We start from the raw sequence: 24,296 nt of genomic DNA, 5'->3' as shown, positions 1-24,296 counted from the left end.
TGCCGGGTGCTTCTGGCCACCCCCTCCGAACCTGTTCCGGGAGGAGCAGGTGTTTAAGTCATTGCAAGAAGCGTGCTACTTGCCCGGCAGCTTGTCGTCGATGCCCTTGACGTAGAAATTCATGCCGAGGATCTGGCCGTCGTCGAGATTGGCGCCGCTCTTGCACTCGACGGGCTTGCCGTCCTGCCCAAGGACCGGGCACTTGAACGGATGCAACTTGCCCGCGGTGATCGCGGCCTGGGCATCCTCGGCGATCTTCTTCACGTCGTCAGGCATGTTGGTGTAGGGCGCCATCGCGAACATGTGGCTGTCGAGGCCGCCCCAGCTGTCCTCGGATTTCCAGGTTCCGTCGAGCTCGGCCTTGACCCGGGCGATGTAGTAGGGGCCCCAAGTATCGAGAATCGAGGTCAGCTGGGTCTTCGGCCCGAACTTGATCATCTCCGAATCCTGGCCGAAGGCGAGCTTGCCGCGTTCGCTGGCGATCTGCATTGCCGCCGGCGAGTCCGTATGCTGCATGATCACATCCGCGCCCTGGTCGATCAGCGCCTTGGCGGCGTCGGCCTCCTTGCCCGGGTCGAACCAGGTATTGGCCCAGATGATCTTGACCTTGATGTTCGGGTTGATTGTCTGTGCGGCGAGGATCGTCGCGTTGATGCCGGAGACGACCTCGGGAATCGGGAACGAGCCGATATAGCCGAGCACGCCGGACTTCGACATCTTGGCCGCGATCAGGCCCTGGATGTAGCGGCCCTGGTACCATTTGGCCGAATAGGTCGACATGTTCGGATTGCGCTTGTATCCGGTCGCGTGCTCGAAATGCACGTTCGGATATTTCTTCGCGACCTTCAGCGTCGGATCCATGTAGCCGAACGAGGTGGTGAAGATCAGCTTGTTGCCGGCGCGGACGAGCTGCTCGATGGAGCGTTCGGCGTCGGGGCCTTCAGGCACGTTTTCGAGAAAGGTGGTCTCGATCTTGTCGCCGAGCTCCTTCACCAGCGCCTGGCGTGCCAGCTCATGCTGATAGGTCCAGCCGAGGTCACCGACCGGGCCGAGGTAGATAAATCCGACTTTCAGCTTGTCGGCGGCGGAGGCTGCACTGACGCTCCCGGCAAGCAAAAGCCCGGCAGTCAGCGCAAGAAGTGATTTCCTCATCATCAATCTCCAAACATCAGGGGAAAGCCACGATCCCCAACGTGCGCGCCCCATCGCGCACGCCGCGGAAATGAAACGTTAGCGGTCCGGCACGAACACGGTGCCGAGTGCAGCCGGCGCCGTCGATCCGCCCGTGCGCGCGCGGGAGAGCAGGACCAGGACGATGACAGTCGCAAGATACGGCAGCGCCGACATCAACTGCGAGGGAATGCCGACGCCCCAGCCCTGCGCGTGCAGCTGCAGGATCGTCACCGCGCCGAACAGATACGCGCCGACCACGAGGCGGCCGGGCCGCCAGGACGAGAACACCACCAGCGCCAGCGCGATCCAGCCGCGGCCCGCGGTCATGCCTGGAATGAAGAACGGCGTATAGGCGAGCGGCAGATAGGCGCCGGCAAGCCCGGCGCAGGCGCCTCCGAACATCACCGCGAAGGTGCGGATGCGCAGCACGGGATAACCGAGCGCATGCGCGGAGATATGATTGTCGCCGCAGGCGCGCAGGATCAATCCTGGCCGCGTGCGGTACAGGAACCACCACACGCCGATGACCAGCGCCAGCGAGAAATAGACAAAGGCGTCCTCGCCGAACAACACGCGGCCGACCAGCGGGATGTCGGTAAGGCCGGGAATGTTGAGATGCAGCGCCGGCGTGATGCGCTCGCCGACGAAACCGGCGCCGATCAGGCCGGAGAGTCCGACGCCCAGGATGGTCAGCGCCAGCCCTGTCGCAACCTGGTTGACCGCAAGCCCGAGCGCCATCAGTGCGAAGACCAGTGACATCAAGGTGCCAGCGACCATGCCGAACAGTGCGCCAATAAAGATCGAGCCGGTCAGCCACGCACCTGCAAAGCCACATGCGGCGCCGACGATCATCATGCCCTCGACGCCGAGATTGAGCACACCGGAGCGCTCGGTCACGAGCTCGCCGGTCGCAGCGATCAGGAGCGGCGTCGAGGCGGCGAGCACCGCGAGGATGATGGCTTCAATGAGTTCCACGAGCCACCTGTCGGTTCGGGAAGACCAGCTTGAACCGGTAGAGAATGAGGGAATCGCAGGCGAGCACGTAGAACAGCAGGATGCCCTGAAAAACCTTGGTGACGTCCAACGGGATCTTCATCGCGATCTGCGCCTGCTCGCCGCCGATAAAGGTCAACGCGAGAAAAAGGCCTGCAATTAATATTCCAAGGGGATTCAACCGGCCGAGAAAGGCAACGATGATCGCCGTAAAACCGTAACCCGGCGAGATGCCGGGCTGCAGATGCCCGACCGGACCCGCGACCTCGATGATGCCCGCGAGGCCTGCCAGGGCGCCCGAGACGGCGAAGGTCAGGATGATCAACTGGTTGGAATTGAAGCCGCCGAACCGCGCGGCGCGAGGCGCCGCACCGACCACGCGAATCTCGAATCCCTTGATGGTGCGTCCGAGCAGGATCGCCGCCGCCGCGACGACAAGGAGGGCGATGATGGAGCCGAGATGCAGCCGGCCGCCTTCGATCAGCAGCGGCACCGTTGCGACCGGATCGAACTCGGCTGTAGTCGGGAAGTTGAAACCGTGCGGATCGCGCCAGGGGCCGCGCACGAGATAGTCGAGGAAGAGATCGGCCACATACACCAGCATCAGGCTGGTCAGGATCTCGCTGGCGCCGAACTTCACCTTGCAGATTGCCGGGATCAACGCGTAGAGCGCGCCTGCGGCGGCAGCGAGCACTAGCATGACCGGCAGCACCCAGACGCCGGCGTCGGTGCCCTGCGTCTTCACCGCAATCCAGCTTCCGGCGACGGCGCCGATCAGGAACTGCCCTTCGGCGCCGATGTTCCAGGCATTGGCGAGATAGCAGAGCGATAGTCCGATCGCGATCATCACCAGCGGTGTCGCCTTCACCGCGATTTCCTGGAGCGAATAGCTGTCGGTCAAAGGCGCGATGAAATAGGCGTGCAGCGCGAGCAGCGGATTCTTGCCGAGGATCGCGAACAGGATGACCATGGTCACGATCGTGAGGCCGATCGCGATCAGCGGAGAGATCAGCGCGATCGTGTTGGAGCGCTCGGCGCGCTTCTCAAGCACCAACTGCATGCGCGGCCTCCTTCGGCTCCAGCATGCTGCCGCCCATCAACAGGCCGATTTTTTCGCGCGTCGCCTCGCTGGTGGCGAGCGGCGCAGACAGACGGCCATGGAACATCACGGCGATGCGGTCGGCGATTTCCGCGAGCTCGTCGAGGTCCTGGCTGGTCACGAGCACGGCGGCGCCTGCGGTTGCGAGATCAAGCAGCGCCTGCCGGATCACGGCGGCAGCACCGGCGTCGACGCCCCAGGTCGGCTGGCTTACCACCAGCACCGCGGGATTGCGCAGGATCTCGCGTCCCACGATGAATTTCTGCAAATTGCCGCCGGAGAGGGATGCTGCTTCCGGATCGCGCTTGGCTTTGCGGACGTCGAACGTCTCGGTTGCGCGGTCGACCGTCTTCAGAGTGGCCGCAGTATCGATAAAGCCGTGATGAACCATGCCGCTGGCGGCGTGGCCGGTGAGCAGCGCATTCTCCGAAAGCTTCATGCGCGGCGCGGTGCCATGGCCGAGCCGCTCCTCGGGAACGAAAGCCGCGCCGAGCTTGCGGCGCTGCGTGATCGAGAGATGGCCGGCAGCAAGGCCTTCGATCACAATCGTGCCGGGATCCTTCGACAGACGTTCGCCGGACAGCGCGGCGAACAGTTCGTCCTGGCCGTTGCCGGCGACCCCGGCGATGCCGAGGATCTCGCCGCCCTTCAGCTCGAACGAGATGTGCTCGAGCCGCACGCCGTGGGCCTCGCCAGGGGCGAGCGAGAGATCGTTGACGACGAGGCGCGGCACGGTGGTCTGCCGGCCGGCGGCGGCCTTCACCTCCTTGATCTCGCCGCCGACCATCATGCGCGCGAGCGACGCGGCGGTCTCAAGCCTGGGGTTGCAGGTCTGCACCTTCTTGCCGCCGCGCAGGATCGTTGCAGTGTCGCACAGGCGCTTCACCTCTTCGAGCTTGTGGCTGATATAGAGGATGGCGCGACCTTCGGCCTTGAGCCGCTCCAGCACGACGAAGAGCTGGTCGGCTTCCTGCGGCGTCAGCACCGCGGTGGGCTCGTCGAGGATCAGGAATTGCGGATCCTGCATCAGCGCGCGAACGATCTCGATGCGCTGGCGCTCGCCGACCGACAATTGCCAGACCTCGCGTTTGGGATCGAGCGGCAATCCATAAGTCTTCGACACCTGCTCAAGCCGCGCCGACATGTCCTTGAAGGATTCTTTCCCGTCGAGGCCGAGCGCGACGTTCTCGGCGACCGTGAGATTGTCAAACAACGAGAAATGCTGGAACACCATGCCGATGCCGCGGCTGCGCGCTTCCGAGGGACCGGACAGCACGATCGGCTGGCCCTGCCAGAAAATCTGGCCGGCGCTGGGCTGGATCAGCCCGTAGATCGCCTTGACCAGCGTCGACTTGCCGGCGCCGTTCTCGCCGAGCAGCGCATGGATTTCCGTTGGCCAGATATCGATGTCGATGGCGTCGTTGGCGAGGAAATCGCCATAGTGCTTGGTGAGCCCGACCGTCTTGAGGAGCGGGGACTCGCCGGAATGCAGGCTGTTAGCCGTGGGATCCAACATTCGCTGATGCGCTTGCATGGGGTGAAGTGCCTCAATACTGGGCTAGTTTGAACTGCTGCGTAAGGTGTGAAAAAGCGTCATCCCTTGCTCAACGCTTCGGCAGGCAGGTGGGTCGGCGAGTCGCGGCTCTCGCCGGCGGCGATCGTCCTCAGATACCTTCCGAGCAGCCTTTGCAGTCACGGCTTGCGTGTGACGCCTGTTGCAAATTTGTGACGGCTCAAGCCAAATCGGAACCCGCTATGCAGGCTTGGCGTGAAGTTGAGCAGAGACGCGCCATCGAGTGTATGCATTTGCGAACACCTCAACAGTGGCTCCCGCCCGTCTTGTCTGCATTGTCCGGTCGATATGAAAAGGCGAGCGAAATCAAATGGGGATATCCGGCAATGGCCACTCTCGCCCGACGGCGTGGCGGTGACGTTGGCCTTCCAAATTCGCCGGTGAAACGCAGCGCGCTGTGCAAACAAGCGGCATGCCTTGAAACAAGTTGAGGCTTCTCACTCCGGGAGATCGGCGCAAGTGTCGCACCCAAGGGACGTTCATTTTTACGTGTCCAAACTTGGGGGTATTCAGGATGTCGTTTCGTTTCAAGGCAATTGCAGCAGGCGCGCTGTCACTTGCTACGGTTGCTACCAGTGGCCTGGCTCAGGCGGCGGATCTGCCGGTCAAGGCTGCCAAGAAGGCGGCCGACCTTCCGTTCTTCCTGGTGATCGACGACCGCGTCACCTTCTCCTACATCTTCAACGCCTCGCAGCCCGGTGCGTTCACCAACACCAACGGCGTGATCAACGCCAAGACGACGAAGCAGGTCTACTCCTTCACCCACTTCGATGCCTGGACCTACGGCACCAACTTCTTCACCATCTCGATGTTCAAGTCGGACCACAACGATCCGGCAGGCCCGTGTACCGCCACAGGCGTGGTCGTTTCGCCGGCTGCGGGCTTCGCAGCGACGCCGACGAGCTGTGCCGGCGCGACAGAAATCTACGGCCTTTTCCGCTCGACCTTCGGCTGGAACGAGATCTTCAACACCAAGGCGTTCACGCAGGGCCCGCTGCATAACATCTCGTTCGAGGTTGGCATGGATGCCAATACGGAGAACCGGTATTTCGGCGCTGCCAAGCGCGACGTTGTCGCCGGTCTACAGTTCGCCTTCGATCTTCCCTATAAGGGCTACTTCAACGTCGCGCCGTTGGTGTATTGGGAGTTCGCCAACCACAACTCGTTCTCGCAGTGCGGCGCCGGTTGGTCCGCTCCGTGTATTGCGGACGGCAACACGTCGTTCAAGCCGACCTGGGCGATCGAAACCAACTACTATATGGACCTCGGCTTCCTGCCGCAGAACATGCAGTATTTCTCGATCAGCGGCCGCGCGGCGTGGTACGGCAAGAAGGGCACCGACACTGAGCCGCTTCCCGCCAGCGTCGCCAACGGCGTCTATCCCACCAAGGTCGAGTTCAACTCCGAGCCGATCCGCCTGACCCTCGATGCCTCGAAGGCGGTTTGGGGTGAGAAGTACTCGCACTTCGTGGACGTCTGGGTCGCCTACCGCTATTGGCAGAACAAGTTCGGCCTCGATCACAACAACGCCGTGGCCTGCACCACCCTGGTCGGCGGCGCGAGGGTGAGCACCGGATCCTGCACCGAGTCCTCGCTCTACTCCGGTGTCACTGTGAAGTTCTAACCAGCTGACACGCTTCAGATGACGCCGCGTAAACCTCCGCGGCGTCATCTTCGTTTGTGGATAGGCCGGTGCCATCAGGCGGCGAACGCTGGGCGAGGCCCCTCGGCGCCGCCTATTTCGTCCACACGCCGTCATGCAACGCTTCGGCCTCGTCTTCGAGCAGCGGCCCTGCAACCTCTGTCGGCCGCTGGCCGCTGGCAAAAACCTCGCGACACGGCAGGTCGAGGGTCGGGTTCTCCGGATGATCGCCGGTGATGCCGCGCAGGCGGTGCTCGCTGAGGCCATAGATGACACGGCCGATGCCGGCCCAGTAGATCGCGCCGGCGCACATCGCACAGGGCTCGGCGGAGGAATAGAGCGTGGTCCTCGCTAACACCTCGCGTCCGAGCGTGCGGCAGGCCTGCGTGGCGGCGAGGCGCTCGGCATGCGCGGTGCCGTCGTGATCCGGCATATAGCCGTTCTCTGCCTCGATCAGGACCTTGCCTTCGGCATCGACCACGATGCAGCCGAAGGGATGGTTGCCGTGGGTGAGGGAACGGCGGGCGACCGCAAAGGAAAGGCGGAGGAAGTGCTCGTCGCGCTCGGACCCGCCGCTCATCGCTCTTCCCTGGTCAATGCCCCGCCATATGCCGGCCGACCACGGTGAGATCGGCTTCGCTGGTCCGTGCTTCATACACGAATTCACCGTGGAACATCACCACCAGGCGATCGGAGAGCTCAAGCAGTTCGTCGAGATCCTCGCTGACCAGCAGCACCGCGGCGCCGCGGTTGCGTGCGGCCATGATCTCGGCATGGATTTGCGCCACCGCCGCGAAATCGAGCCCGAAGCAGGGATTGGCTGCGATCAGCACCTCGACGTCGCCGCCGAGCTCGCGCGCCAGCACGGCGCGCTGGACGTTGCCGCCCGAGAGCGCCGAGATCGGCGTGTCGGGCGTGCGGGTCTTGATCTTGTACTGTGCGATCTTCTTCCTGGCGTCGACGCGGAAGGCGCCGCGGTTGAGCCACCAGCCGAGGCTCGCGAAAGGCGCCCGGTCGAACTCGCGGAAGGCGATGTTGTCGGCGACGCTCATGCCGCCGACACAGGCGTTCTTCAGCGGCTCCTCCGGCAGGAGTGACATGTTGTGCCGCCGCATCTCCTCGCGGCTGGCGTGATAGGGATCGCCGGCGACGCGGATCTCGCCACTCTCAGCCTCGCGCTGCCCGGCCAGCACCTCGACGAGCTGGCGCTGGCCATTGCCGGAGACGCCGGCGATGCCGACGATCTCGCCGGCACGGACCGTGAGGGAGACGTCATGCACGGCGATGGCGCCGGCGTCGTCGAGCGCGCGGATCTTCGCCAGCTCCAGCCTCGCCTTGCCTGCCTCACCAGTGCGCGGCGGCTGTACCGTCAGCTCCTCGGCGCCGATCATGGTGCGCGCCATCGCGTCCGGCGTCAGTTCGGAAACCTTGCCGGCACCGGCGAGCTTGCCCCGGCGCAGGATCGTGACGTCGTCGGCGAACGCCATGACCTCGCGGAACTTGTGCGTGATCATCAGGATGGTCAGCTCGCCCTTGACGACCATGTCGCGGAGCATGCCGAGCACTTCGTCGGCTTCCGCCGGGGTCAGCACCGACGTCGGCTCGTCCAGGATCAGGAAGCGGCGCTTCAGGTAGAGCTGCTTGAGGATCTCGCATTTCTGCCGTTCGCCCGCGGAGATGCCGGAGACTTTTGAGCTGAGCGGCACCTTGAACGGCATGCGCGCGAGAAAGGCCTCGAGCTCCTTCATCTCTTTCGGCCAGTTCACGACAGCCGGCACGTCATCGCGGGCCAGCACCAGATTTTCGGCGACCGTCATCGCCGGCACCAGCGTGAAATGCTGGTAGACCATGCCGAGGCCGAGTGCGTGGGCGTCCTTCGGATTGCCGATCGCCTGCTCGCGCCCGCCGACCAGAATGTCGCCCTCGGTGGCGTGATAGTAACCCATGATGCATTTGACGAGGGTCGACTTGCCGGCGCCGTTCTCACCGAGCAACGCGTGGAACGAACCCGGTCGCACTTTCAGCGCGACATTGTCCAGCGCCAGGAAATCACCGAAGCGCATGGTCATGGCGATCGCATCGACGCCGAAGGCGCCCGATGGTGGCGGCGTTTCGCCGACGATCACGAAATCGCTCCGATGAAGGCGTCGGAGGTCGAGACCGCACCGAACACGCCACCCTGCATCTTGATCATCTTCAGCGCGTGCTCGTGATTGCTCTTGTCGGTCGCACCGCAGCAGTCATGTAACAGCACGCATTCGAAGCCGCGGTCGTTGGCCTCACGCATGGTGGTGTGAACGCAGACGTCGGTGGTGATCCCGGTGAGCACGATGTTCTCGATGCCGCGCACGCGCAGGATCAGCTCCAGATCGGTGGCGCAGAACGAGCCCTTGCCGGGCTTGTCGATGATCGGTTCGCCGGGCAGCGGCGCGAGCTCCGGGATGATGTCCCACCCGGGCTCGCCGCGCACCAGGATGCGGCCGCACGGGCCGGGATCGCCGATGCCGGCGCCGATCTGCCGGGACCGCCAGCGCTTGTTGGCGGGCAAATCCGAGAGATCGGGACGGTGGCCTTCGCGGGTATGGATGATGTGAAAGCCTTGGCTCCGCATTGCCGTGAGCAGTCTCTTGATCGGCTCGATGGGCGCCCGCGTCAGTGAGAGGTCATAGCCCATCTTGTCGACATAGCCGCCGACGCCGCAGAAATCGGTCTGCATGTCGATGATGATGAGCGCGGTATTCTTGGGACGGAGGTCGCCGTTATAGGGCCATGCATAGGGCTCGGACTTGATGGTGCGCTCGGGCATAATTTCGCTCTCTAGCGGGTGATCGACAATTCGGCCGGGGCTCCGGTCAGCGTGCGTTTCGGCGAGCAGGTGATGATCATGATCCCCAGCGTCAGGATGTAAGGGGCGGCGTTGAAGAGGTGGTAGCCGGAGGTGACGCCGACCGATTGCAGCGCCGGGCCCAGCGCCGCGGCGCCGCCGAAGGCGAGCGAGGCCCAGAGACAAAGCAGCGGGTCCCAGCGCGCGAAGATCACCAGCGCCACGGCCGTGATACCCTGGCCCGAGGACAGGCCCTCGTTCCAGCTCCCGGGATAAAACAGCGACAGGAACGAACCGCCGATGCCAGCGAGGAAGCCGCCGACCATGGTCGCGCGCAGGCGGATCAGCAGCACGGAGTGGCCCATCGCACGCGCTGCGTCCGAACTCTCGCCAGCGGTGCGGATCAGGAGGCCCCAGCGCGTAGTCCGGAAGGCCCAGTAAAGAATTGGCGCGAGCGCGACGCCGATCAGGAAGAGCACGTTGACCCGAAGGGCCGCGCGCACCTGAGGGATATCGCTCCACCAGCCGAAATCGATTGCGGGCAGTCGAGGTGCCGTCGGCTCGATCAACGGTTTGCCGAGGTAGAAAGCTAGGCCGGCGCCGAACAGCATCAGCGCGATGCCGACCGCGACGTCGTTGACGCGCGGCAGCGAGCAGATGCCGGCATGCAGCGCGCCCAGCAGCGCGCCGGTGATGCCAGCGGCGAGCACGCCCAGCCAGGGCGATCCCGTGAGGTAGGAAATGCCGTAGGCACTCATCGCGCCCATCACCAGCGTGCCTTCGAGCCCCAGATTGATGCGGCCTGAGCGCTCGGTGATGCATTCGCCCAGGCTCACGAAAAGGAACGGGGTCGAGACGCGAATTGCGCCGCCGAGCACGGCGAGCGGGACCGTCCAGAGTCCGATCGAGCCGTCTGCCATCTCAGGACTTTCCCTTCAGAAACCCGATACGGCCGTAGAGCGCATCGCTGGCCAGTACGAAGACGAAGATAATGCCTTGCAGCACCAGCACGGATGCATCCGGCAATCCAAGGCGGCGCTGCAACAGCCCCCCGCTGGCGCTGATACCACCGAGCAGGATCGCGACGGGGATAATGGCAAGCGGATTTTGCCGCGCCAGGAAGGCGACGAGAATCCCTGTGAAGCCGTAGCCTGCGGCGAGGTTGGCGTTGGTGCGCCCCTGCACGGCGGCGACCTCGACCATGCCGGCAAGGCCCGCGGCGCCGCCGGCGAGGAAGCAGACGGTGAGGATCAGCTTGCTGACATTGAGGCCGACGATCTTCGCAGCGCGGATGTTGCCGCCGGCAACGCGCGCAGCGAAGCCGAACACGGTGTGATAGATCAGGATATAGGCGGCAATCGCGGCGATCAGGCCGAACACGAGACCCCAATGCACGTCGGTGCCGGGGATCGATCCGATCATGTTGGCCGCACCGATCTCGCGGGTCGACGGCTTGTTGAGGCTGGCGGGGTCGCGCATCACGCCTTCGACGAGATGGTTGAGGACCGCGAGTGCGATGTAGACGAGCAGCAGGCTCGAGATCGTCTCGTTGACGCCGCGATATTGCCGCAGCGCGCCGGAAAGCATGACCCACAGGCCACCGCCGATCACGCCGGCGACCACCATGGCGATCTGCACGATGAGCGGCGGCATGCCCTGAAGCACCAGTGCCGCGCTGGTTGCCGACAGCGCGCCGATCAGGAGTGCGCCTTCGCCGCCGATGATGACCATGCCGAGCTGCGCGGGCAGCGCCGTGCAGAGTGCGGTAAGGATCAGCGGCGCCGCGCGCGTCAGCGTGTTCTGCCATGAGAACCAGGTGCCGAACGCGCCGTAGTACATGAAGAAATAGAGGTCGAGCGGGCTCTTGCCGGACATCGCGACGAAGATGCCGAAGACCCCGAGCGCGCCGGCCAGCGCCGCGCCCGGGATCAGGATATATTCGATCGCTCCGCCGTGGCGCTGGAGGAATCCCGGATCGGCGGCCGGGGCAACTGTCCCGACCGCTTCAACGGGATCCGCAGCTTCCGCCGTCACGAAGTCGCCCCGACCACGCCCTCCACGAGATAGTCCATCTTCTCGAGTTCGGGGTCCTTCTGGCCGCGATCGGTGCCGGCCGCGATCACCGTCTTGCCCTTGTTGTCGACCAGCCCTCCCTTGAAGATGGCATAGCCGTCACCGGACAAGAACTTGGCCTTGACGTCGTCGGCGTGCTTGCGCGCCTCGGCGGAGACCGCTTCGCCATACGGCGAGGTCTTGACGATCTCTTCCTTGAGGCCGCCGCGATAGAAGTTCGGGATGCTCTCGCCGGCGGCGATCATCTTGACGAACTTGGGGTACAGCGCTTCCCAGTTCCACTCGGCCCCCGTGAGATACGCTTTTGGCGCGAGCGGCGACTGGTTGACGTGATAGCCGCACACCATGGCGCCCCGACGCGCGGCGTTCTCGACCATGGTCTTCGGACCGTCGACATGGCAGGTCAGGACGTCGACGCCCTGGTCGATCAGGCTGTTGGTGGCCTCGGCTTCCTTGACCGGCATCGACCAGTCACCAGTGAAGATGACCTGTGTGGTGGCCTTGGGATTGGCAAGCCTCGCGCCGAGCGCGAATGCGTTGATGTTGCGCAGCACTTGCGGGATCGGTTTGGCGGCGACGAAGCCGAGCTTGCCGCTCTTCGAGCTGTAGCCGGCGACGATGCCCGAGATGTACTGGGCTTCATCGATATAGCCGAAATAGCTGCCGGCGTTCTTCGGGTCCTTGTCGCTCCACAGGCCGCCGCAGTGCTCGAAGTGCAGCTTCGGGAATTTGTTGGCCATCTTGACCATGTGCGGATTGTAGTAACCGAACGAGGTCGGGAAGAGCAGGGTGGCGCCGTCGAGATTGATCATGGACTCGATCGTCTTCTCGACTGCGTCGGTCTCCGGCACCTTCTCTTCTTCCACGACCTTGAGGCCGGGAATCTTCTTCAGCGCCGCCGCGCCCTGGGCATGCGCCTGGTTGTAGCCATAGTCGTCGCGCGAGCCGACGTAGATGAATCCGATGGTGGTCTCGGCCGCGAAAGCCGGACGAATGCCCGTCGCCGCACCGAGGGTGAGGGCCGCACCGCCCTGCAACAAATGACGTCGTGAGATCCTGCCAAATTCCATTGCTTGCTCCCCTTGGCGGATGCACCGCCTCATCTCGCGCTGCGCCGGTCTGGCGGAGCCCGGGATAGATTGTCGCAAGCTTCGTGCCAGAGGCTACCGAAAGAGAATTTCCAATTAAGTTATTGAAAGTTATTTGCTATTTTCTGTGATCCGAGCTTGATCAGGAAAGCAGCAGATGAAAATATAGGCAGTATTTTATGATTGTATGCAATGGAGTTAAGCAGTCTTAACCGGCTTGGACATGTGCATGACGAGGGCCGGGCGGTCTGCCGACGACCGCATTCATGCTAACCACGCGCTGATCGGAACGATGTCGGCAGCGTGATTTCGCTGGCACCGAACTTGAATCGATTGTCGCCAGGACCGCCGGCGCCGCGGTCCCAAGATGGAAAGCTCGCCGAGATGGCTGCTGGTAACGCCGTTCAGAATGGTTCGCTCGGCGAAGAGATCGTGCGAGGGATCAACGAGCTCGCGGCGATCTCAGAAGAAGGCGACAAGCTCACCCGCATCTATCTGACTGGCGAGCTGCGCAAGGCGGCGGACCTCATCCTGAGCTGGATGCGCGACGCCGGCATGAGTGCGCGTCTCGACGCGATCGGCAATGTCTGCGGGCGCTACGAAGGGGAGCGGCCGGGCGCGCCGTGCCTGATGCTCGGCTCGCACTACGACACCGTGCGCGATGCCGGCAAATGGGATGGGCCGTTGGGTGTGATCACGGCGATCGCCTGCGTCGCGGATCTCAACCGTCGCGGCAAGCGCCTGCCGTTCGCGATCGAAATCGTCGGTTTTGCGGATGAGGAAGGGGTACGTTTTGCCTCGACCCTGCTCGGCAGCCGCGCGGTGGCCGGCACGTTTGACGAAAGCGTCCTCAACACACGCGACAGCGATGGCGTCGCCATGCGCGATGCGCTGGTGCAGTTCGGGCTCGATCCTGATCATATCGGCGCGGCCGCTCGGGCGCGGCGCGAGCTGCTTGCCTATCTCGAGCTGCACATCGAGCAAGGGCCGGTGCTGGAAGCACAAAACCTGCCCGTCGGGGTGGTCACCGCGATCGCGGGCGCGACACGGCTTGCCGCGCGGCTGACCGGCATGGCGGGGCACGCGGGCACGGTGCCGATGGCGCTCCGGCGCGATGCGTTGGCGGGCGCGGCCGAATGCATCGGCGCGATCGAGCAGTTTTGTCGCACCGACGAAGGTGGGCTGGTCGGCACCGTCGGCTACATCCAGGCGAGGCCCGGCGCAACCAACGTCATTCCGGGCGAGGTGTCGTTCACCATCGATATGCGGGCGCCGACCGACATGCACCGCAAGCGCGCGGTCGCCGATGTCGTCAGGCAGATCGAAGCCATCGCAAAGCGTCGCCAATTGACACTTCAGCTCGGCGTCACCCACGAGAACCGCACCGCGCCCTGCGCGCCTTGGCTCAAGGAGCAGATCGCGCAGGCCATCCAAGCGGAAGGTTTTTCCGTGTTCGAGCTGCCGAGCGGAGCGGGGCATGACGGTATGGCCATGATCGACATTGCCGACGTCGGCATGATCTTCGTCCGCTGCCGCGGCGGCATCAGCCATCACCCGGACGAGCATGTCGAGCTCGCCGATGCCGACGCCGGCGCGCGGGTGTTGCTGTGCGTCATCGAGAACTTCCGGCCGCGGGAGGGCTAAACTGAACCCGCAAGTCACGGGATAGAGACACGAATCAGACAGGTCTAGAGCCGCGACGGCTTCCCGCCGAACCACGAGAGACCATTCGACGGCGCCTATGAACAGCTGCATCTCTTCTCCATACCATCGCGGAAACCGGTTTTACCAGGGCGTGATGGCGACCTTCGTTGCCAACGCGCTTCAGGCCGTGAACTTTCTCGGCGATCGATTCCTGAGGAAGTCGCATCATCCGTTCACGTCCATCGAGGACCTCTATCGGCATTCGATGGACAGCGCCTTTTCGTTGACCGAGTCCTTTCTCGTCACCGGCGCACCGCACGCTTCTGCGTACTATCCGCGCGACTTCGCCTGGTTCTATCCCGACGTCCTCGACCCCGACACCATCATGGATTCGCAGGATGCGGTGCGGCGGGCTCGTCTGCTCGAAGAGAGCGTCCGCCTGCTGCTGGAAGCGGTTCGCGCCAACGTCGTCACGACGACCATCGTTCCGGCCGGGCGCGCCCGGTATCTCGGCGTGAACTATTTCTCGTGCCCTTCGGATACGCTGCTCGGCATTCTGGCCGGCCTCCGGCAGATGATCTCTGCCGAGGAGAGAGCGTCATCCTATCTGGCGATGTCGCAATGCGCGCATGCCGGCCGCCTGCTCCTGGCCGAATATTGCGGTGATCTGAAGCGCGCGATCCTCCAGCTCGCAAGCGAGCTCGAGCCGTTCAACGATGATGGCTCCACGTATTTGCTGTGCGACGCTAGTGCTCCGCGCTCCGCGGCAACCGACACGCGCGCCGAGCGCAGGCGTTTCGTCACCAATGCCTGCGTCTACACGACATTCGTGTGGGGCGTGCGGCTCGGAATCGTCGACGAGAACGAGCTGAAGCGGCGGCTCGGACGCGACCTGGCGCAGTACAAGAGGGACCTGCTCCACCTGTTCGGCAAAGGCGGCTATATCAGGCATTCCCTGGATGGCCCCACGGAATCACCGGTGTTCTCAGTTGCGCTGGATTTCGTCAGCGTGCATCGCGGCTTCTGGGATATGAACAAGGAAAGCGAGCGCGCCCTGTTCGCGGCCACGGCGGATCTGATCGTCGCGGAGCCGCGCTTTCGCATCCCCGGCACATTCCACTTCCTGGTGTCCGCAGATAATCCGCGGAACAAGATGATCCACAAGATCGCGGCTCCCGCTTACCAGGGGCGTTCCTCCTGGCCGACGTTCAACGTCGAGTTCGCGGATCGCATGCTGGATTACGACGAATGCTCGGGGAGCGATACCTACCGATCCTGCGCCCAGGGAATTCTGAAGGACATTCGCACCGCGACCGAAGTCCACGGCGGCTATCAGGAACTGATCTCGGAACAGGGCCTGAAGTATCGCACCTGGGCCTACAAGGGCGCCGTGGCCCACTCCTGGTTTCCGCGTTTCCTCTCCGTCTGGAGGAGGGCGCATGGAACGCCGCTCCTCCAGTGGAATGACTGAACGGCGGTCGTTACCCCGCCGTCACGTCCACAAGCTCGCCACCGTCGAGGACCTTGGCCGCCTTGGCGCGGTCGAGATCGCCTTCCCAAGCGGCGACCACCACGGTCGCAACGCAATTGCCGGTGAGGTTGCCGACCGCGCGAGCCATGCCGATGAACCAGTCGACCGACAAAACCAGCACGAGACCGATCGCAGGGATGCTCGGCACGGCGTTCAGCGTCGCCGCCAGAATCACGATCGCAGAGCCCGGCACGCCATGCGCGCCCTTGGAGGTGATCAGGGAGACGCCGAGCACCAGCAGGAGGTCGCCGAACGACAACGGCGTGTTGGTCGCCTGCGCGATGAAGACGACCGCGAGCGTGAGATAGATCGAGAAGGCGTCGAGGTTGAAGGAATATCCGGTCGGGATCACCAGGCCGACCACGGAATCCTTTACGCCCATCCGCTCGAGCTTCTTCATGATCTGCGGCAGCACGGCGTCCGACGAGGCGGTCGCGAGCACGATGGTCAACTCCTCGCGCAGGTAGGCGAGGAATTTGAGGATGTTGATGCCGGCGAGCGCCATGACGCCGCCGAGCACGCCCAGCACGAAGATGCCGACCGAGACGTAGAACAGCGCCACCAGTGAGACGAGCTGTTTGAGCGAGCCGACGCCGTATTTGCCGACGGTGTAGGCGACTGCGCCGAGAACGCCAAGTGGAGCGACGCGGACGATAAGCCCCATGACGCGGAACAGCACGGTCGAGGCGGCATCGATCATCGACGTGACGAGCTTGCCTTTCTCGCCGCCGACCAGTGCGAGGCCTACGCCGAACAGCACGGCGAAAAACAGCACCTGGAGCACGTCGTTGCGCGACAAGGCGTCGAACGAGGTGCTCGGGATCACGTTGAGCAGGAAGGAGCCGATGCCGCCGCCCTGAAGCTTGTGGGCGTTGTCGGCATAGGTGTTGAGCGCCTTGGCATCCAGCGTCGAAGGGTCGATGTTCATGCCATGACCGGGGCCGAAAGTGTAGGCCAGGATAAGACCGACCACGAGCGCGACTGTGGTCATCACCTCGAAATAGACCAGCGCCTTGACGCCGACCCGTCCGACCTTCTTGAGGTCGCCCGCGCCGGCAATGCCATGCACGACGACGCAGAACACGATCGGCGCCACTATCATCGAAATTAGCTTCAGGAAGGCGTCGCTGAGAATCTTGAGGGAGATCGCAAAATCTGGCGCGGCCACCCCTAGAATGATGCCGAGGATCAGCGCGGCCAGGACCTGAACGAATAGCGATGTGTAGAGCGGCTTTGGCTCGGCGGCCGGGGCCGCGGCAATGGTCGACATGGTGACTCCCCCGTTTTTACGACGTCTCGATCGTCGAAAGGAGCAACTAGCGTGCCAGATTGTCGCGGTTTTCGCTGAGGAGGAGGTCTAATTGGTCGCTTTTTGCGGTGCGACTGGGCATGCGCATCGGCACCGGGAGACCGTTCGAGGTGTCATAGGTCACGTGGACAGGCGATTTTGCGGTCCTACGGTCACGTTCCGCACGCGGGTAGCCACGTCACGCCGCGAGATCCAGCAACCGACACGATCCACGTACCAGCACCTTGCGTCCATTCGGCGTCATGACCGGCACGCCGTCGCAGACGACGACAAGACCAAGCTTGACGAGGCTCTCGATGATATAGGCCTTGGAAAGACGACCGTTCGAAACCGGGTTGCGAAGCGCCTTCAGAACCTCCCATTGGTCCGGCGAAAGATCGAAGTCGATGTCGTTGCTCATGTTGCCTCAAGCCGCAGTGCCGTTCGTGCGCCTCTGTTAGAGGCGCTGCATGAACACCGTGCGACGACAATGAGTCGGGAATTCGGTGAGGCGTTTAGAACCTCTCTTCACAAATTGCTGCACGCCATTGCGCTACACGAGTTAAAGACCGCTCGATCACGAGGATCGTCCGGAGCCCGATCACATATTGATGATGTGGGCTTGATGTTGGTCCGCGAACCACCGCACTGCACGGGAAGCGCTGCTGTCCCATTCTGCGTCGCAATATGCACAGAAATCATGAGACGAAGGGTTCGGAATTCTGTTACGCTTGTTCGCGAGGAATGGCTTCACACGCCAGGAGTGGAGTGCATGAACAGACTGGTCGAAATTCGCAGTCAGGAATCTCTGTGCCGGGAGCGCGCCGCGCTTGATTTCCAGCGCCGGGTTTTCTGGCTTGCGCAAGCTCAAGAATGGGAGCAGCGCGCGCTTGACGAGATCGCCTATCATTTTCGGGAGTGCAATGTCGCTCAGACGGAGCTGGTGCGAAACTGACGCCGGCTGTGAGTAAGGCCTACTGATAAGTCGCCACAATATCGGACACCGCGCGCTCGAGCTGCTGCGCGGTGGCGCACTGGCGCACCACGCTGCAGAAGGTTGCATAGCGCGGCATCTCGGAATCGCCAAAGCCCCAGGCGAGACGTCCTTCGGGATTGAGCCACACCAGCCGTTTCGAGCGCTCCGAGATGCGGCGCAGGATGTCGGCGCGCGGATCGAGATTGTTGCTGCGGGCATCGCCCAGCACGATCACCGTTGTCTGCGGCGTCAGCGCGCTCATGAACTCCTTCTCGAAATCGGCCAGCGAAGAGCCGTAGTCGGAGGAGCCGAAGCCGACCTTGGACATGATCTCGGCCATCGCCTCTTCCGGCGGTTTCGATTCCAGGATGTCGCTGACTTCGATCAGATGCGAGGAGAAGGCGAAGGAATGGACGTCGTCGACGACCTCGTGCAGCGAGTGGATCAGGAGCAGGAAGAAATCCGAGACCTGCGCGACCGAGCCCGAGACATCGCAGAGCGCCACGATCTTCGGCCGGTCGCGATGCTTGCGCTTCCAGGCCGTGAGAAAGGGGATGCCGCCCCAGGCGGCGTTGCGGCGCAGCGTGCGGCGGACGTCGAGATGACCGCGCCGTTGGCGCTTGCGTGGTTTCGAATAGCGCTCGCGCAGGCGCCGCGCGATCTGGCGGATGAGAGCGCGCATCTCCGCGACATGGCGCCGCTCGATGCGGGCAAGCGGCGCGTTGCGCAGAATCTCGTTGCGGAGATTTTCAGCCTCCTCGCGGGCATAGAGCGCAAGCCCCTGCGCGACGGTGTCGCGAACGGCTTCGCGCAAGCCATCGAGCGCGGCGCGAAGCCGCTCGGCCAGTGCCGGATTGGTCGCGGTCAGCTCGTCGAGATCGTCGCGTAGCCGCTGGAGCCCCATGGCGTCGAGCATGCGGCTGGAGAAGATGCCGCGCTGAGTGGAGTAGCGGATGTCGGATAGGGAGGCCGCACCTGAGGCGCTGGCGATCGCGGCGGTGATCGCGTTGCGATCCTGCGACAGCAGCATCTGCGCCAGGGGGCCCAATTCCTCGGGGGGCGAACCGCCGCTCGCATCGCTGGCCTCGCCGGATGACGGAGATCGATCCGCGTCCTCCGAAACATCGTTGCTGTTGGCTTCAGATTGTTCCTGCCGCGGCTCCGGCTGGCTGAAGAACAGATCGAAACAGTCACCGAGCGCGAGCTTTTCGTCCTGCGACTTGGCGAGCGTCAGAAGGAGCGCATCGCGCAGGATGGTCCGGTCGGAAACGCCGACCTGCGCGACCGCGCGCATCGCATCGATGCTTTCGGCAGGCGAGACATGGACGCCGGCGCCCCGTGCGGCACGGAAGAAACGGTGGATATTCTCGCGCATCGGCGTCAACCGAAGACGTTGGATCGTGCTGCCTTGGCGATGAAGGTCGTAATCTGAGGCTGAGCCGCCTCGATGTCGGCCTCGTATTTCAGGAGCACGTTGAGCGTGTCCTTGACGATCTCGGTGTCGAGCTCCGAGGCCTGCAAGAGCACCAGCACGCGCGCCCAGTCGATGGTCTCGCTGACCGAAGGCAGCTTCTTCAGGTCGAGCGAGCGGATTTCGTGGATAAAGCCGACCATCTGCCGCCGCAGCGTCTCCGAAATGTTGGGGACGCGGCTCTCGACGATGCGCTCCTCGAGCCGTTGCTCGGGGAAGCCGATGTGCAGATGCAGGCAGCGCCGCTTCAAGGCATCGCCGAGATCGCGCTCGCTGTTGGAGGTGAGGATCACAGTTGGCGGCGTGATCGCGGAGACGGTGCCGAGCTCGGGAATCGTGACCTGGAAGTCGGAGAGAATTTCCAGCAGCAACGATTCGAACTCCGCATCCGACTTGTCGATCTCGTCGATCAGGAGCACGCAGCCGCCCGGCTGCTCCAGCGCTTGCAGCAGCGGCCGCGGCTCGACGAACTCCTTGGAGAAGAACACGTCACCGAAATCGTGAAGCTGATTAAGTGCGGCGTGCAAAGTCTGCGCGCCGCCCAGGACTTCCCCGAGCTTGTCCTTGAGGATCTGCGTGTAGAGAAGCTGCTTGGCGTATTTCCATTCATAGAGCGCCTTGGCCTCGTCGAGGCCTTCATAGCATTGCAGGCGGATCATCTTCAGGCCGCGCCAGGCCGCGATCGCCTTGGCAAGTTCGGTCTTGCCGACGCCCGCGGGTCCTTCGACCAGGATCGGCTTCTCGATCTGTTGCGACAAATAGACGGCGGTCGCGATCTGCCGGCTCGCGATGTAGCCTTGCGCGGCGAGGCCGCTCTCCACTGCCTCGATCGCTGTCGAGGGCTTCTGTTCAGCCACGAAAAGGCGCTCCCAAAGGTCTTGATTGAGGCTTGTTCTGCCTGCGTTCACGGCAAAGAACAAGCCTCGTTTGGGAGAGCCCAGACCCGCGCGAATGACGTTTTTCCGCTCAACGCAAATAGTCGGGCGGCTACCGGCCCCGGGATCAGTGCCGCAGCAACTCCGGCTTGCGGATCGTCTGTCTGACCTCGGCACCGCAATCGGCGCATTCATAGACGAAGTCGATCTTGGCAAGACTCCAATGCGGTTCGACCTCGCGCACATACATTGGAAGGAACCCCGTGCAAGCAGGGCAAATCACAGGCGCGATCTCGATATCCTGATGATGCTGTACATAAGCTGGCATCTCGGCTCTCCTTCGCAGACGACCTCCAAACCCACGCGAAGGCTACTGCCGGCCGGCGAAAGGCCGACATCAACTCTTTCGAACAGAGGCGGAACGGCGGAGGTTTGTCGTTCGCTGTGACATTCTTGTTACGTCTCTGTACTGTGACGAGCGGACCAAATACCTATTTCAAAAGCCCGATCCGGTGTTCAGACTTTGACCTCAACGATAAGGGAGCAACGCCCATGACGCATGCCATTCGCTTTCACAAGACTGGTGGTCCGGAAGTGCTGGTCTGGGAGGAGGTCAGTGTCGGCAAGCCCGGACCGGGCGAGGCGCGAATCCGCCATACCGCCGTCGGTCTCAACTTCGTCGACATCTACAACCGTTCCGGCGTTTACCCGGCTCAACTGCCGAGCGGGCTTGGTAGCGAGGCTGCCGGTGTCGTCGAGGAGGTCGGGGCCGGTGTCACCGATTTGAAGCCGGGCGATCGCGTCGCCTACGGCGCCTCGCCGCTCGGCGCCTATTCCGAAGCGCGGCTGATCCCGGCCGACCGACTGCTGAAGCTGCCGGACGGTGTCGACGACAAGACCGCGGCGGCGATGATGCTGAAGGGGCTCACCACGCAATATCTGATCCGGCAGACCTATCGCGTGAAGGCCGGGGACACCATCCTGCTCCATGCGGCCGCCGGTGGCGTCGGCCTGATTCTCTCCCAGTGGGCCAAGCATCTCGGCGCGACCGTGATCGGCACGGTCAGCAACGACGAGAAGGCCAAGCTCGCCAAAGCGCATGGCTGCGACCACGTCATCATCTATAGCCGCGAGGATTTCGTGAAGCGCGTGGACGAGATCACGGGCGGCAAGAAGGTGCCGGTGGTCTACGACTCCGTCGGCAAGGATACGTTCCTGAAGTCGCTCGACTGCCTCGCGCCGCTCGGCGTCGCAGCGCTGTTCGGTGCGTCCTCCGGCGCCGTCGAGCCGCTCAATCTCGGTTTGCTCGCGCAGAAGGGCTCGCTCTACGTCACCCGCCCGACGCTGTTCACCTACGCCGCCAAGCGTGAGAGCCTGGTCGCGATGGCAGGCGAGTTGTTCGAGGTCGTCAAGTCCGGCGCGGTCAAGATCGAGGTGCACCAGACCTATCCACTGAAGGACGCCGCCAAGGCCCATGCCGATCTCGCCGCGCGCAAGACCACGGGATCAACCGTTCTCACGGTGTGATCTCCGAACGGGGCGTGGTGCGCTGGCAGAGCGTTTTCGAGCGAAGTGGATTCCGGTTCGCGTCAAGAAAGCGTGTCAAAATAACAATCTAGGATCCGATCCGATTCGATCGGACCGGAAAAGGCCGACCCTGGGTCTACGTCACGTCCGCTCGTGCTTGCGCAGATCGCGGGCGTGATCGAGGCGGAGAGCCTGGAGGTCGACTTCTTCGGGCGGGATCCGGGGCAGGGCAGCCTCAGCGAGGATCGCCTCGGTCACGTCTTCGACCGAATTCTCCACGATTTCCTGGATGAACGAGATATTTCGATATTCACCTGAGGCGACGCGCGAAATGACCTCGCGCCTGGTGATTTCAGGGTCGACGACCGCCTCGCGGCCGCGGCGTCCATAGTCGATCATCACGACGAAATACTGCATGGAACGATCCTGCCGTGCCCCATGGCGGAGCACGGCAGAGTATTTCCGAAAAACGGAAGCAAGTCAAGCTTCATTTCGTAAAAACGGAATTTTGGCCTACTTGCTCCTCTTGCGAGGGCGAGCCGATTTGGCGCGCAGCCGCTCCAGCTGCCCCTTGGGCATGGACAGGCAGATCTCGCCGACCCACTCCAGTTTCACGCCGACGATCTGCTTGGCATTGAAGCTGGTGAGATTGACGACGGAGGGGGATTTGCCCCGCTCGATCGTCTTCAGATAGCGCTCACCGGTCTTGAGCCGGACCACAGCCTCCTCGCCGTAGAAGCTCGACAGGGGATGGCGCTGGTCCTTGTAGACCACGATGACGTCGCCGCTCTCGTATTTGGGCAGCATCGAATCGCCCACGATCTCGAATGCGATGGTCTCCTCCATGATCGGGAAGGGCAGCGCGATGTCGCCAAGGCCTTCGGGGGGAACCTGCTCATAATCCGGCTCGATCACGGCACCCGCCCCGACCCGGCCCATGATCGGCGCGAGATTGAGCTCGAGATATTCCATGATCGGTATGATTTCCGAAGCCTTCACTAGGCGTTCGCCGCCGAGGATCTCCGAGACAGCGCCGGGGCGTACGCCCATGGCAGCCGCCAGGCCGCCCTTGCTCTTGCCCGTCTTTTCCAGGCCCCGTTCGATCATTGCAGCGTCCAACATGGTGATTCCCTCGATTGTCTATCGTCCGTCTCTTGTAATCCGAAATTCGGAATTGATGCAATTATGAATATCAGAATTACCGCTTGACTTCGACTTCGGAATACCGGAATGTGGGCTCCGCCTCGCGATCGTGCGATCGGAGGAGGCGCATCACAGGACAGCAGCATGGAACCGGGCCATTGGTCGTCGGAGCACTCCGACGCGCTTCGCGACTATTTTCTCAAGGGAATGTCTTATGCTGAGATCGGAAGACGGATTAACGCAAGGTTTGGAACGGCTTACACGCGCAACGCGGTGGTCGGCCGCGCCAAGCGGCTCGGGCTGGTCGTGCAGATACGGACGACGGGCCCGTCGATCGTCCCGGCGCTGCCGTCTGGAGCCTGTCTTATCCTCCCGCACCGTCCCGCGTTACTGAACCTGCCGCCGAAATCTGCGATGAAGCCTGCCGCGCAGGTCAAATTGCGCTGCGTCGGCGTCCAGCCGCGCCTGGTCCCATTGTTCGAACTCGCGGGCGAGGACTGTCGCTATCCTTATGGCGGCGACAAGGACGGGGAGGAGATCACCTTCTGCGGCCATCCGCGTGAGCCGGGCTCGAGCTATTGCACGCCGCATGCGCGCCTAACGCGCCGCGCCGGAACTGGATCGGCCCGCGTCGCCGGCCCCGTCGTGCTGCGGTTGGTCTCTGCCGCCTGACGCACCGCCCGTTCAATCGTCAATTTCGCAAGGAGTATCCGAGTGGCACGTGTCCGACGCAACAGGTCCTACAAATTGGCGAATGTCTACGACCGACGCTCACGTGAGATACCGTTCAATGCGGAGGTGGCGGAAGTCGAGGTTGACAATCCGCTGGCGCTCGACCCCGGCGAGAAGATTGTGGCCGTGCGGTCGATCCGCAGCGATCCGCTCGGCCGGCTGCATGCGCACCATCAGATCGACGAGGCGCAGTATCGCGGCGGGCGCGCCTTCCAGAACGATTGGGAGAGGGCCGAACGAGGCCTTCAGGCAATGGACCCGACTCGCGAATATGTCGATGGGGCGCGCACGCGCGAGCCGGTCACCGAGAGCCAACGCGAGGCGGTGCTGCGGCTGAACCGGATCGAGCGCGAACTCGGCACAGACGGTGCCGCGCTAGTGCACGACGTGTTGGTGCTGGGCCTGACCATGGACGAGATCGGCCAACGTCGCGCCGTGCGCACGCAGCGCTGGATCGACTATTTTGCGCGGCGTTTTCGTGAATGCCTGGACCGGCTGGCGCTGATCTATGGCTTTGCCACGGAAACGGGGACACGGCGTTCAGGGCAACACGAATGACACCGGCGCGGGGGGGGGGCGCGGGGGGGGGGGGGGGGGGGGGGGGGGGGGGGGGGGGGGGGGGGGGGGGGGGGGGGGGGGGGGGG

Annotated in this window: 24 protein-coding genes; 7 read left to right on the top strand and 17 right to left on the bottom strand. The window is 63.4% G+C overall.

The window, feature by feature from the left end; genetic code table 11:
- Positions 1–75: 75 nt before the first annotated feature.
- The 4 genes from AC0L21_RS27955 to AC0L21_RS27940 form a co-directional block, all read right to left on the bottom strand.
- On the bottom strand, positions 76–1,152 hold the full coding sequence (locus AC0L21_RS27955; protein ID WP_473264907.1) for a BMP family ABC transporter substrate-binding protein: 1,077 nt from the start codon (positions 1,150–1,152) through the stop codon (positions 76–78).
- 78 nt (positions 1,153–1,230) lie between these two features.
- Complete coding sequence (locus AC0L21_RS27950) at positions 1,231–2,148, bottom strand: ABC transporter permease (RefSeq protein ID WP_473264906.1); 918 nt, start codon at positions 2,146–2,148, stop codon at positions 1,231–1,233.
- Positions 2,135–3,226 (bottom strand): ABC transporter permease, encoded by a 1,092-nt coding sequence (locus tag AC0L21_RS27945; protein ID WP_456653741.1) that lies wholly within the window; start codon positions 3,224–3,226, stop codon positions 2,135–2,137. Before AC0L21_RS27945 ends, AC0L21_RS27950 begins: the two co-directional genes overlap by 14 nt.
- Positions 3,210–4,781, bottom strand: coding sequence for an ABC transporter ATP-binding protein (locus AC0L21_RS27940; RefSeq protein WP_473264905.1), 1,572 nt, complete (start codon positions 4,779–4,781; stop codon positions 3,210–3,212). The genes AC0L21_RS27945 and AC0L21_RS27940 overlap by 17 nt, the downstream gene beginning before the upstream one ends.
- A gap of 571 nt (positions 4,782–5,352) precedes the next feature.
- Here AC0L21_RS27940 and AC0L21_RS27935 point away from each other — a divergent pair.
- Positions 5,353–6,462 carry a hypothetical protein gene (locus AC0L21_RS27935; protein WP_473264904.1) on the top strand — a complete coding sequence of 370 codons (1,110 nt, stop codon included), beginning with the start codon at positions 5,353–5,355 and terminating at the stop codon, positions 6,460–6,462.
- 112 nt (positions 6,463–6,574) lie between these two features.
- Here the strand turns inward: AC0L21_RS27935 and AC0L21_RS27930 are convergent, their stop codons facing one another.
- Genes AC0L21_RS27930 through AC0L21_RS27905 form a run of 6 tightly spaced genes read right to left on the bottom strand, consistent with a single transcriptional unit; the run spans position 6,575 to position 12,447 of the window.
- The gene (locus AC0L21_RS27930; RefSeq protein ID WP_473264903.1) at positions 6,575–7,060 is read right to left on the bottom strand and encodes a nucleoside deaminase; all 486 of its coding nucleotides are present in this window, start codon (positions 7,058–7,060) and stop codon (positions 6,575–6,577) included.
- A 13-nt stretch (positions 7,061–7,073) separates the two neighbouring features.
- Positions 7,074–8,606 (bottom strand): ABC transporter ATP-binding protein, encoded by a 1,533-nt coding sequence (locus tag AC0L21_RS27925; protein ID WP_473264902.1) that lies wholly within the window; start codon positions 8,604–8,606, stop codon positions 7,074–7,076.
- Positions 8,603–9,286 (bottom strand): biuret amidohydrolase, encoded by a 684-nt coding sequence (gene biuH, locus AC0L21_RS27920; protein ID WP_473264901.1) that lies wholly within the window; start codon positions 9,284–9,286, stop codon positions 8,603–8,605. Before biuH ends, AC0L21_RS27925 begins: the two co-directional genes overlap by 4 nt.
- An 11-nt stretch (positions 9,287–9,297) precedes the next feature.
- The gene (locus tag AC0L21_RS27915; protein WP_473264900.1) at positions 9,298–10,224 is read right to left on the bottom strand and encodes an ABC transporter permease; all 927 of its coding nucleotides are present in this window, start codon (positions 10,222–10,224) and stop codon (positions 9,298–9,300) included.
- Between the two features lies 1 nt (position 10,225).
- Positions 10,226–11,338 carry an ABC transporter permease gene (locus tag AC0L21_RS27910; protein WP_473264899.1) on the bottom strand — a complete coding sequence of 371 codons (1,113 nt, stop codon included), beginning with the start codon at positions 11,336–11,338 and terminating at the stop codon, positions 10,226–10,228.
- The gene (locus AC0L21_RS27905) at positions 11,335–12,447 is read right to left on the bottom strand and encodes a BMP family ABC transporter substrate-binding protein (RefSeq protein WP_007612830.1); all 1,113 of its coding nucleotides are present in this window, start codon (positions 12,445–12,447) and stop codon (positions 11,335–11,337) included. Before AC0L21_RS27905 ends, AC0L21_RS27910 begins: the two co-directional genes overlap by 4 nt.
- Positions 12,448–12,849: 402 nt before the next feature.
- Between AC0L21_RS27905 and AC0L21_RS27900 the strand changes: the two genes are divergently transcribed.
- Complete coding sequence (locus AC0L21_RS27900) at positions 12,850–14,109, top strand: allantoate amidohydrolase (protein ID WP_473264898.1); 1,260 nt, start codon at positions 12,850–12,852, stop codon at positions 14,107–14,109.
- A gap of 97 nt (positions 14,110–14,206) precedes the next feature.
- The gene (locus tag AC0L21_RS27895) at positions 14,207–15,580 is read left to right on the top strand and encodes a hypothetical protein (RefSeq protein ID WP_473264897.1); all 1,374 of its coding nucleotides are present in this window, start codon (positions 14,207–14,209) and stop codon (positions 15,578–15,580) included.
- Between the two features lie 10 nt (positions 15,581–15,590).
- On the opposite strand, the gene AC0L21_RS27890 is transcribed toward AC0L21_RS27895, so the two are convergent.
- The gene (locus AC0L21_RS27890; RefSeq protein WP_018456682.1) at positions 15,591–16,910 is read right to left on the bottom strand and encodes a dicarboxylate/amino acid:cation symporter; all 1,320 of its coding nucleotides are present in this window, start codon (positions 16,908–16,910) and stop codon (positions 15,591–15,593) included.
- A gap of 217 nt (positions 16,911–17,127) precedes the next feature.
- On the bottom strand, positions 17,128–17,349 hold the full coding sequence (locus AC0L21_RS27885) for a hypothetical protein (protein WP_473264896.1): 222 nt from the start codon (positions 17,347–17,349) through the stop codon (positions 17,128–17,130).
- A 351-nt stretch (positions 17,350–17,700) separates the two neighbouring features.
- Between AC0L21_RS27885 and AC0L21_RS27880 the strand changes: the two genes are divergently transcribed.
- Positions 17,701–17,883: a hypothetical protein gene (locus tag AC0L21_RS27880; RefSeq protein WP_007601478.1), complete on the top strand. Its 183-nt coding sequence runs from the start codon at positions 17,701–17,703 to the stop codon at positions 17,881–17,883.
- Between the two features lie 19 nt (positions 17,884–17,902).
- On the opposite strand, the gene AC0L21_RS27875 is transcribed toward AC0L21_RS27880, so the two are convergent.
- The 3 genes from AC0L21_RS27875 to AC0L21_RS27865 all read right to left on the bottom strand — a co-directional run bounded on the left by AC0L21_RS27875 (position 17,903) and on the right by AC0L21_RS27865 (position 20,578).
- Positions 17,903–19,279, bottom strand: a complete 1,377-nt coding sequence (locus tag AC0L21_RS27875; protein ID WP_473264895.1) for a vWA domain-containing protein — start codon at positions 19,277–19,279, stop codon at positions 17,903–17,905.
- Positions 19,280–19,284: 5 nt separating this feature from the next.
- The gene (locus tag AC0L21_RS27870; RefSeq protein ID WP_473264894.1) at positions 19,285–20,232 is read right to left on the bottom strand and encodes an AAA family ATPase; all 948 of its coding nucleotides are present in this window, start codon (positions 20,230–20,232) and stop codon (positions 19,285–19,287) included.
- Positions 20,233–20,377: 145 nt separating this feature from the next.
- Positions 20,378–20,578 carry a hypothetical protein gene (locus AC0L21_RS27865; protein ID WP_247356466.1) on the bottom strand — a complete coding sequence of 67 codons (201 nt, stop codon included), beginning with the start codon at positions 20,576–20,578 and terminating at the stop codon, positions 20,378–20,380.
- 224 nt (positions 20,579–20,802) lie between these two features.
- Between AC0L21_RS27865 and AC0L21_RS27860 the strand changes: the two genes are divergently transcribed.
- Positions 20,803–21,777, top strand: coding sequence for a quinone oxidoreductase family protein (locus AC0L21_RS27860; protein ID WP_473264893.1), 975 nt, complete (start codon positions 20,803–20,805; stop codon positions 21,775–21,777).
- A gap of 141 nt (positions 21,778–21,918) precedes the next feature.
- On the opposite strand, the gene AC0L21_RS27855 is transcribed toward AC0L21_RS27860, so the two are convergent.
- Positions 21,919–22,194, bottom strand: coding sequence for a hypothetical protein (locus tag AC0L21_RS27855; protein ID WP_085395314.1), 276 nt, complete (start codon positions 22,192–22,194; stop codon positions 21,919–21,921).
- Positions 22,195–22,290: 96 nt separating this feature from the next.
- Positions 22,291–22,899 carry a S24 family peptidase gene (locus AC0L21_RS27850; RefSeq protein WP_007601486.1) on the bottom strand — a complete coding sequence of 203 codons (609 nt, stop codon included), beginning with the start codon at positions 22,897–22,899 and terminating at the stop codon, positions 22,291–22,293.
- Positions 22,900–23,064: 165 nt separating this feature from the next.
- On the opposite strand from AC0L21_RS27850, the gene AC0L21_RS27845 reads away from it, so the two are divergent.
- Positions 23,065–23,592, top strand: a complete 528-nt coding sequence (locus tag AC0L21_RS27845; RefSeq protein WP_473264892.1) for a GcrA family cell cycle regulator — start codon at positions 23,065–23,067, stop codon at positions 23,590–23,592.
- Between the two features lie 42 nt (positions 23,593–23,634).
- Complete coding sequence (locus AC0L21_RS27840; RefSeq protein ID WP_473264891.1) at positions 23,635–24,210, top strand: hypothetical protein; 576 nt, start codon at positions 23,635–23,637, stop codon at positions 24,208–24,210.
- Positions 24,211–24,296 lie beyond the last annotated feature (86 nt).

The sequence above is a fragment of the Bradyrhizobium sp. WSM4873 genome, from assembly GCF_055811355.1.
This window is presented reverse-complemented; position numbering and strand designations above follow the sequence as displayed.